Raw genomic sequence first — 9,048 nt, 5'->3', positions numbered from 1 at the left:
ACGCCCGATTGGACGCCGCCTCTCGCTGAGGCCGCAGGGCCGCGTGAAACCGCCGCATCGGGTCCTTCGGCGAAACCAAAAGCCAAGCTGGGGATTGGACCCTGGCTCGCTGGTTCGGGATCGAGGAGGAACAGAGCCCATGCTTTCCGCGACAGGGGACATCCGCGCCCGACTTCGCCCCTTGCACGACATTCTGCTGGGCTTTCCCATCGTGCTGTTCGTCTTCACCGTCTTCACCGACATCGCCTATCTGAAGACCGCCGAGATGCAGTGGTCGAACTTCTCGGCCTGGCTGATCGTCGGCGCCCTGGTGTTCGGCGGCCTAGTCGGGGTCTGGGCCCTGGTGCGGCTGGCGCTGGACTGGCGCGGCCCCGCCCGGCGCGCCAGCGCGATCTATGTCGGCGCCCTGGCCCTGGCCTGGATCATCGGCCTGATCAACGCCTTCAAGCACAGCCAGGACGCCTGGAGCTCCGTCGGCGCCTTCGGCCTGACCCTGTCGATCCTGTCCGCCCTGCTGGCCCTGGTGGCCGGCTGGTTCGCCTATTCCACCCCGACCGTGCGGGAGATCGCCCGATGATCCGTCGTCTTCTCGGCGCCCCGGCCGCCTCCGCCCTGGTCCTCGCCCTGGCCGCCTGCGGCGGCTCCAGCGATCCGTCGCTGAACCAGACGGGCGCCCAGCCCGACCTGCCGCGCCAGGACCAGACCCTGATCCCGCCGATGAAGGTCTCGCCCCCCGGTCCCTGGAACGGCGAGCTGCCGACCGTGCCCGCCGGCTTCACCGTCACCCCCTTCGCCACCGACCTGAAGATTCCGCGCCAGATGCTGGTGCTGCCCAACGGCGACGTGCTGGTGGCCGAAGGGTCGGGCGGCAAGGAGGCCCCCAAGCTGCGGCCCAAGGACGTCATCGCCGGCGTCATCAAGGCCCGCGGCAAGAGCAGCGTGAAGGGCGGCGACCGCATCACCCTGCTGCGCGACGCCGACAACGACGGCCGGCCCGAGTTGCGCGCCGTCCTGGTGGAGAACCTGAACGCCCCCTACGGCCTGGCCTATGTCGACGGCGCCCTCTACGTCGCCGAACAGGACGCCCTGACCCGCTTCCCGTTCCAGCCGGGCCAGACCGGCATCTCCGTCCCCGGCCAGCGGGTGACGGAACTGCCCTCGCGCATCAATCACCACTGGACCAAGGCCCTGACCGCCAGCGCCGACGGCCGCTTCCTGTATGTCGGCATCGGCTCCAACTCCAACATCGGCGAACGCGGCATGGAGGTCGAGCAGGACCGGGCCGTGGTGTGGGAGATCGACCGCCAGACGGGCGCCCACCGCACCATCGCCGAGGGCATCCGCAATCCCACCGCCCTGGCGATCGAGCCCGCCACCAACCTGCTGTGGTCCGTGGTCAACGAGCGCGACGAACTGGGTCCGCAACTGGTCCCCGACTATCTGACCCAGGTGCGCGACGGCGCCTTCTACGGCTGGCCCTACAGCTACTGGGGTCAGACCACCGATCCGCGCGCCCACCCCCAGAAGCCCGATCTGGTCGCGCGCGCCATTCGCCCCGACTACGCCCTGGGCTCGCACGTGGCGGCGCTGGGGCTGGACTTCGCCCGGGACGGCGGCTTCGGCGGGCCCTTCTCGACCGGCGCCTTCGTGGGCATGCACGGCAGCTGGAACCGCCAGGATCCGTCCGGCTACAAGGTGGTCTTCATCCCCTTCGCCAACGGCCGCCCGTCGGGCCAGCCGGTCGACTTCGCCACCGGCTTCCTCAAGGACGGCAAGGCGCGCGGCCGCCCGGTCGGCGTCGCCTTCGATCCGGCCAAGCGCGTCCTGCTGGTCGCCGACGACGTGTCGAACACGGTCTGGCGCATCGCGCCGGGCGGTTGAGCGGGCCGGGCCCTGCTTTCTGTGGACAAGGCAAACCCCTGATCCGCCAAAGCGAATTCGATCCGTCCACGGATATGCACAGGGTTGTCCCCCGCCGCCGGGCCAGTGGTGCACATCGGGGCGAGTTCGGGCGCTTGCCTCATAGCGGGTTTCGTCGGAACGTCAACGGGCCAGAGGGACACGGCGGCGCGGAAAACCAGGGGAGACCTTGGAAATCAAGCGAACCGGCCCGGCTCTCCGACCTGGCGCTTCGGGCGGTCTTCGGATCGTAACGGGCGACAGGCGGGATCCAGGCTCCGACCTTTCCCGATCTCCGGATCGGACAAGGACGGGGAACCGGATCGGGATCGATGGACGGCGCGGACCCCAGGGTTTGCGGAACGCCGGAGACCAGGAGCGCGACAGGATACAGCCGACCGCCCTTTCAGGTTCGCCTGCGACGGCGCCCAGGCCGAGGTCCAGACCCGACCGGCCAAGTCCAACCCGGACTTGGCGAGGGGACGAAGAGCACGGGTTCGCCCGGACGCTTCGTTCCCTCGCTCAATTCCGGCGGCGGTCGACGCGGCCGTGATCGCCGCCTTTCCAAGGCCGGCATCCGCCCCTAAACCAGACCCATGCCTTCGCGTGGGATTCCCCCCCTTCTGACCCGACGCCGCGCCCTTATGGCGGGCGGCGCGGCCGTCGTCGCCGGCGGGGCCGTGGGCTTGCGCGCCTGTGGGCGGACCGAGGCGCCGGTGGACGAGCAGGGGCGGGTGCGGCTGCGCTTCGCCACCGACGCCCGCGCCGGGGCCGAGCACGGCGGATTCTACCAGGCCGTGGCCGGCGGGGCCTATGAGAAGCGCGGGCTGAACGTCCAGATCGTGCAGGGCGGGCCGGGCGTGAACGTGCCCCAGCTGCTGGCCTCGGGCGCGGTCGAGCTGGGCCTGGGCGCCAGCAGCTTCGTCCCGATGAACCTGGTCGCGTCCGGTGCGCCGGTGCGCGCCGTCGCCGCCTTCTTCCAGAAGGATCCGCGCGTCCTGATCGCCCACGCCGAGCCGCAGATCGAGGACCTGGCCGCCCTGGCCGAGCTTCGCGGCCGCCGGTTCCTGCTGGCCGAACCGCCGGGCGCCGGCCTGTGGGTCTGGCTGAAGGCGACCTACGGCCTGGCCGACGACCAGGCCCGCGCCGCCAGTGATCGTCTGGACGCCTTCCTGGTCGAGCCTCGCGCCGTGCTGGAAGGCGACCTGACCGTCGACCCCCATGCGGTGGAGCAGGCGGCGGACTTCACGCCCCAGGTCTTCCTGCCGGCCGATGCGGGTTACCCATCCTATGGCGGACTGGTGCTGGCGCCCAACGCCTTCGCGCGGGACAACGCCGGCGCCCTGCGCAGCTTCATCGCCGCTTCGGCCGAGGGCTGGCGCGACTACATCCGCGGCGATCCGTCGGCGGCCGACGCCCTGATCCGACGCGACAACCCGGAGATGAGCCAGCCCCTGCTGGACCAGGCCCGCGCGCAGCTGCGCGACCGCGCCGTGGTCGACGGCGGCGACGCGGCCCTGTTCGGCCTGGGCGCCATGACCGAGGAGCGCTGGCGGGCCTTTTTCGAGGTGACCAGCGGGGGCGGCGTCTATGACGCCGGGCTGAACTGGCGCGACGCCTTCACCAACGGCTACCTGCCCGGCCGGGGCTGACAACCGCAGCACGGCGCGTTAGCGCGCGATTAAGCGGTGCCGGATAGTCTGGATGCGATCCTTAACGGAGCGCCGTCTTGCGCCGTATCCTGCTCACCACCGTTCTGCTCGGCGCCGGCCTCATGCCCGGCGTCGCCCTGGCCCAACAGGCGCCGACCAACGGCGCGGGCCTGCGCTATCTGTCGTGGCCGGGCAAGGCGGCCGTCGCCGCGCGCGCGACCGCGCCGGCCCCGGCCGTCGAAGTCGCGACCGAGGGCACGCGGCCGGCGCCCACCCGCACCGCCGCGTCGACCGCCTCCCTGCCGCTGGCCCGGATCGCCCCGGCGCCGACCCCGACCTCCACTTCTCGCGGCCTGACGCCGGCCAGCGCCTGGCTGGCGCCGCGCGCCGCCGAACCCCAGCCGCAGTCCACGCCTGAGCCCACCCCCTACCGACCGACGGCCCCCGCGCCCAGCGCGCCGGAGCCCGCCTCGCCAGAGCCCACTTCGCCTGAGCCCACTGCGCCTGAGCCCGCCGCGCCGGCTCCGCAGGCCCGGCTCCAACCTGAGCCCCAGCCTCAGCCCGCGCCCGTCCAGGCGGCCGTGGCGGATGCGGCGGCGGCCGACCCGATGGCGCCCCGCCGCGATGCGCCGATCTTCCGGCTGCAGCGGCCCGACGGCACGACCGCGGCCGCGCCCGAGGCCGGCGCCGCCCCGTCCGCCCAGGGCGCCCGGTACTATTCGGTCCACCGCCAGGCCGGGCACGAACCGGACGCCATCCGCACCCCGGCGCCGGTCTATCTGGACGCCCTGCCGGTGCAGATGGCCCAGACGCCCAACAGCGCCGACCTGGCCCAGCCCGACGGCCCGCCGGCCCTGGTGCGCAACACCAACGGCTCGGTCCGCGCCCTGCCCCAGACCCAGGCCGACGACCTGCCATGACCGCCGCAGCCGCCGCGGACGCCGCCGTCGAAGGCTCGCGCCTGCCTCATCTGATCGCCCTGGCCGGGGAATCCTCCAGCGAGAAGCGCCGCCTTCTGCTGCGCGAGCTGACCGACCACTTCTTCGGCGAGCCGCCGGTCCACACCGCCGCCGAGACCGCGCTCTACGGCGACGTCCTGGCGCAATTGTCCGACGAGATGGAGACGGCGGTCCGCGCCGAGCTGGCCAGCCGCTTCGCCGAGGCGCCCCATGCGCCCCACCGCCTGATCCAGCGCCTGGCCAACGACGAGGTCGAGGTCGCCGACACGGTGCTGCGCGCCTCGCCGGTGCTGACGGACGCGGACCTGATCCAGGTGATCCGCAACCGGGGCCAGGGCCATATCCGCGCGGTGTCGGATCGGATCGAGGTGTCGGAGGCCCTGTCGGACGCCATCGTCGAACACGGCGACGACGAGGCCCTCGGCGCCCTGCTGAGAAACGACGGCGCCCGGCTGTCGCGCGCGGCGTCCGAAACGGCGGTCGAGCGCGCCAAGGCAAATCCCGCCCTTCACGCCGCCACGGTCGAGCGCAAGAGCCTGCCCGCCGACCTGCTGAACGAGATGTATTTCGTCGTCGAGGCCCGGCTGCGCCAGCATATCCTGGAGCAGAACGCGCGCATGGACCCCGACCTGCTGGAGGCCGCCCTGGCCGCCGGCCGCACCCGGGTCGCAACCGACGACGGCGCCCTGCCGACCGACTACGCCGAGAGCGTCGCCTATGTGAACGAGCTGCGCGCCGCCGGCCAGCTGACGCCGCAGATCCTGGCCCGCTTCCTGCGCTCAAACGGCCGCACGCCCTTCCTGGTCGCCCTGTCGCAGCTGGCCGACGTGGATTTCCACACCGCCCGGCGCATCGTCGAGCGCAAGGAACTGGACGCCCTGGCGGTCATCTGCAAGGCGGCCGACATGGACCGGGCCATCTTCCTGACCTACGCCGTCGTGCTGCTGGGGTCGGAAGACAATCCGATGGGCAAAGCCGGCGCCTATGGCCGGCTCTACGGCGAACTGAGCCGCGACGCCGCCCTTCGCACCCTGCGCTTCTGGCGCATGCGTCGCGGCGCTCAGGCGGCCTGACCAATCTCCCCCCCTTCATGGGGAGGGTGGCCGAGGCGCAGCCGAGGTCGGGTGGGGAAGTTACAACACCCCGCTCCCGCCCTTACGGCCCCCACCCCGTCGCTTCGCGACACCCCTCCCCATGAAGGGGAGGGAGAACTAAAAACGCCCGCCTCCTTGCGGAAGCGGGCGTCCTGTCGCCGGAAATCTTCCGACTTACTTCTTGGCGCGGGTGGCGCGGGCCGGTTTGCGGCCGCCCTGGCCCAGGCCCATCTGCTTGGCCAGTTCCGAACGCGCCTTGGCGTAGTTCGGGGCGACCATCGGATAGTCCTTGGGCAGGCCCCACTTGGCCCGATACTCTTCCGGGCTCATGTCGTACTTGGTGCGCAGGTGGCGCTTCAGCGACTTGAACTTGCGGCCGTCTTCCAGGCAGATCAGGAAGTCGGGGTTGATCGACTTGCGGATCGGCACCGCCGGCTCCTTGGGCTCGGGCTCAGGCTCGACCGGACCGGCCGAAACGCCGGACAGGGCTGCGTGGATGCTGGCGATCAGGGTCGGCAGAGTCTCGGCCGAAACGGTGTTGTTGCCGACATAGGCCGACACGATGTCCGCCGTCATTTCCAGCAGTTCAGGCTTTTCTTCCATTCGTCCGATCTCTTCCGTGATTCAACGCGCTCGACCGGCCGCCCCCGTCGAACTTCTTCGCGGTGCTTAGGGATGTTCGCAGACAAAAGCAATCGCGGGCGGCGATCGACTGCGTCATTTGACGTGCTTCGGACGACAAAGATCGTTCTCAGCCGCTAACCTTATCGTCCCAAGTCTTCGCCCAGGATCATCATCGCCGCCCATTCGGGTGCGGAATATTCGTCGACCGCATCCTCCTCGCCCTCGCGTATGGCGCGCATGAGTTCGGGTGTCAGGGCCGAGGAGAGCGACCAATTCCAGTATCGCAATACAGTCTGTGCGCGATCCACCGCCAGCATCTCATAGGTGATCTGCACCCGCTCCCAGTCCGGGTGGACGGCGCCGTCGGCCAGTCGTTCCGGCCGCCGCATCGACCGCCACAGATGATGCAGATCGGTGCGCGAAAGCCCCGTGGCCTTGCACAGTATGGCCAGCGGCTCGCCCCCCGGGTCGCCCAGGATCTTGGCGCCGGACAGCGGCTTTATGCCCGACAGATAGGCGATCTCGGTCGCGGTCTGACGCGACAGCCCGTCGCGCGCGGCCACCGCGACCGCCTGTTCCAGGTCGTCGAAGGGGCTCTTGTCGATCGCGGCGCGGTTGCGCTGGCGGCGTTCGATGAATTGCAGCGCCTTTCGGGCCACCGGGTCCGTCCAGCCCTCTGTGGCGGCCAGGGCGAAGACGTCCTCGGACACCTCCTGCATCACCTCGCGGGAGACGGCGAACCGCTGCAGGATGGTGCGCCGATCCTCGGGTCCGCACCACCAGAACATCACATAGGCTCCGGCGGGACGCAGTTCGGGCCGTTTCAGCAAGGGCGCGCTGAGGCCCGGATGCTGGCGGGTCAGGGCCACAACCGCCTCCAGCCCCACCGGGGACAGGCGCGCCGTGGCGTTGCGCAGCACCGCCTCGATCACCTCCATCTCGCCGAAGCTGAACAGGGTCTCGGTGACGATTTCCGACAGGCCCCGGCGCGAGGCCATCATCAGCCGGTGCTCGGGTCCGGCGTCGCGCGCGCAGCCGATCAGGTCCGCGTCGCTCAGCGAGGCGCATTGTTCGATCAGCAGCCCCGCGATCGCCGGCTCGTCGCGCAGCAGCAGGCGGCTGACGCTGTTGGGCAGTTCGGCCAGCGGCGCCAGACGGGCGGCCACGCGGCGGCGCTCCTCGGGCATGGCCAGGCGCAGCATCTCGACCAGCAGGTCGCCGGTGACGGCCCGTTCGAAGGCGTTGACCCGACTGGCCGGCAGCGACACCACGTCGGCCAGACGCTTGAGCAGGGCATGGCGAGCCCGCAGCGGCGCCGGGTCCGCCGTCTCCTCTCCGAACAGGGCCGAAGCGTCGCTCATCGCCTCCAACCTAGGGGCGAACGGTTAACCGGGGATGAGAGCGGACGCGACGTCCGTGCGCGCGAAATCCTCGCCCTTGTACAGCAGCGGCGCATCCAAGGATCGGGCCAGGGCGTAGGCCGCGCAATCGCCCATGTTGAGCCGCGCCGGATGTCGTCCCTTTCCGAACCGAGCGTAGGCGGCTGAGGCCAGACCGGCCTGGGCGTCGTCGAAGGGCTGGATGCGGATGGACCAGCCGTCGATCAGCTGGCGTACCCGCCGCGCCACGCGATCATCCCTTCGCCCGGCCAGGACGGTTTCGGCCTCGAACACGCTGACCGCCGAGATGACGATGGCCGACGCGCCTTCGATGGCGGAGATATACTGCTCCGCCTCAGGCTCCGTCAGGATGATCGCCACCAGCGCCGAGGTATCGACGACGATCACTCGTCGTCGCTCCAGAGCCAGTCGGCGTGCTCCTTCATCGAGCGGGGATCCCGGTCCGGGATGGCCCGGGCCTCCGCCTGAATCTCGCGCACCAGGGCGCCGACGGCTTTCAGACGGGCGGCGCGCGCCTTTTCAAGTTCCACGACATCACGCTCCAGGGCGGCCCGCACCGCCTCGGTCACGCCGGTTTCGCGCAGTTCGGCGACGCGCCGCGCCAGCCGGTCCACCTCGGGATTCTTGATGTTGAGCGCCATGTCTTCCTGCTCCTGCGCAGGAAGATAGCACGGAGCAGGAAGAAAGACGATCAGAGCCCCTCGAACAAGGCGGTCGACAGATAGCGTTCGGCGAAGGAGGGGATGATGACCACGATGGTCTTGCCCGCATTCTCTTCCCTGGCCGCCAGGCGGAAGGCGGCGGTCAGGGCCGCGCCCGAGCTGATGCCGACAGGGATGCCTTCGACGCGCGCGACCTTGCGGGCCATGTCGAAGCTGTCGTCGTTGGAGACCTGCTCGACCCCGTCCACCACCGAGGCGTCGTAGATGGCGGGCACGAAGCCCGCGCCGATGCCCTGGATCTTGTGCGGTCCGGGCTGGCCGCCGGACAGGACCGGAGACGCCTCGGGCTCCACCGCGATCATCCTGACCGAGGGCTTCCTGGCCTTCAGCGCCTGGCCGACGCCGGAAATGGTGCCTCCGGTGCCGACCCCGGCCACGACGATGTCGACCGCGCCGTCGGTGTCGTTCCAGATTTCCTCGGCGGTGGTGACACGGTGGATCGCCGGATTGGCCAGGTTCTCGAACTGGGAGGGGCTGACGGCGTTCGGCGTGGTCTCCAACAGTTCCTGGGCGCGGGCGATGGCGCCCTTCATCCCCTTCTCGGCCGGGGTCAGCTCAAGCTGGGCGCCCAGCAGGGCCAGCATCTTGCGACGTTCGATCGACATGCTCTCGGGCATGCACAGGATCAGCTTCAGCCCCTTGGCGGCGGCCACGAAGGCCAGGGCGATGCCGGTGTTGCCGCTGGTCGGCTCGATCAG

The 9,048-nt window shown here is 70.5% G+C and carries 10 protein-coding genes; 5 read left to right on the top strand and 5 right to left on the bottom strand.

Annotated elements, in window-relative coordinates; all coding sequences use genetic code 11:
* Positions 1-139 precede the first annotated feature (139 nt).
* The 5 genes from B2U11_RS11490 to B2U11_RS11470 all read left to right on the top strand — a co-directional run bounded on the left by B2U11_RS11490 (position 140) and on the right by B2U11_RS11470 (position 5,583).
* On the top strand, positions 140-577 hold the full coding sequence (locus B2U11_RS11490) for a DUF2231 domain-containing protein (RefSeq protein ID WP_292071864.1): 438 nt from the start codon (positions 140-142) through the stop codon (positions 575-577).
* Entirely contained in the window at positions 574-1,881 is a 1,308-nt protein-coding gene (locus B2U11_RS11485) for a PQQ-dependent sugar dehydrogenase (RefSeq protein WP_292071863.1), read from the top strand. Before B2U11_RS11490 ends, B2U11_RS11485 begins: the two co-directional genes overlap by 4 nt.
* 614 nt (positions 1,882-2,495) lie before the next feature.
* The gene (locus B2U11_RS11480; protein ID WP_292071862.1) at positions 2,496-3,551 is read left to right on the top strand and encodes an ABC transporter substrate-binding protein; all 1,056 of its coding nucleotides are present in this window, start codon (positions 2,496-2,498) and stop codon (positions 3,549-3,551) included.
* A gap of 77 nt (positions 3,552-3,628) precedes the next feature.
* The gene (locus B2U11_RS11475) at positions 3,629-4,471 is read left to right on the top strand and encodes a hypothetical protein (RefSeq protein WP_292071861.1); all 843 of its coding nucleotides are present in this window, start codon (positions 3,629-3,631) and stop codon (positions 4,469-4,471) included.
* Positions 4,468-5,583 carry a DUF2336 domain-containing protein gene (locus B2U11_RS11470; protein ID WP_292071860.1) on the top strand — a complete coding sequence of 372 codons (1,116 nt, stop codon included), beginning with the start codon at positions 4,468-4,470 and terminating at the stop codon, positions 5,581-5,583. Before B2U11_RS11475 ends, B2U11_RS11470 begins: the two co-directional genes overlap by 4 nt.
* A gap of 195 nt (positions 5,584-5,778) precedes the next feature.
* Here the strand turns inward: B2U11_RS11470 and B2U11_RS11465 are convergent, their stop codons facing one another.
* The 5 genes from B2U11_RS11465 to cysK form a co-directional block, all read right to left on the bottom strand.
* Positions 5,779-6,207 (bottom strand): MucR family transcriptional regulator, encoded by a 429-nt coding sequence (locus B2U11_RS11465; protein ID WP_292071859.1) that lies wholly within the window; start codon positions 6,205-6,207, stop codon positions 5,779-5,781.
* Positions 6,208-6,368: 161 nt separating this feature from the next.
* Positions 6,369-7,589 (bottom strand): DUF2336 domain-containing protein, encoded by a 1,221-nt coding sequence (locus B2U11_RS11460; protein ID WP_292071858.1) that lies wholly within the window; start codon positions 7,587-7,589, stop codon positions 6,369-6,371.
* Between the two features lie 24 nt (positions 7,590-7,613).
* The gene (locus B2U11_RS11455; protein ID WP_292071857.1) at positions 7,614-8,015 is read right to left on the bottom strand and encodes a type II toxin-antitoxin system VapC family toxin; all 402 of its coding nucleotides are present in this window, start codon (positions 8,013-8,015) and stop codon (positions 7,614-7,616) included.
* The gene (locus tag B2U11_RS11450) at positions 8,012-8,269 is read right to left on the bottom strand and encodes a type II toxin-antitoxin system VapB family antitoxin (protein ID WP_292071856.1); all 258 of its coding nucleotides are present in this window, start codon (positions 8,267-8,269) and stop codon (positions 8,012-8,014) included. Before B2U11_RS11450 ends, B2U11_RS11455 begins: the two co-directional genes overlap by 4 nt.
* 50 nt (positions 8,270-8,319) lie before the next feature.
* Positions 8,320-9,048, bottom strand: a 729-nt coding sequence (cysK, locus tag B2U11_RS11445) for a cysteine synthase A (protein ID WP_292071855.1), incomplete at its 5' end; no start/stop codon positions are given.

Origin of the sequence: Brevundimonas sp. UBA7534 (assembly GCF_002479325.1) — a bacterium.
GTDB lineage: Bacteria > Pseudomonadota > Alphaproteobacteria > Caulobacterales > Caulobacteraceae > Brevundimonas.
This window is presented reverse-complemented; position numbering and strand designations above follow the sequence as displayed.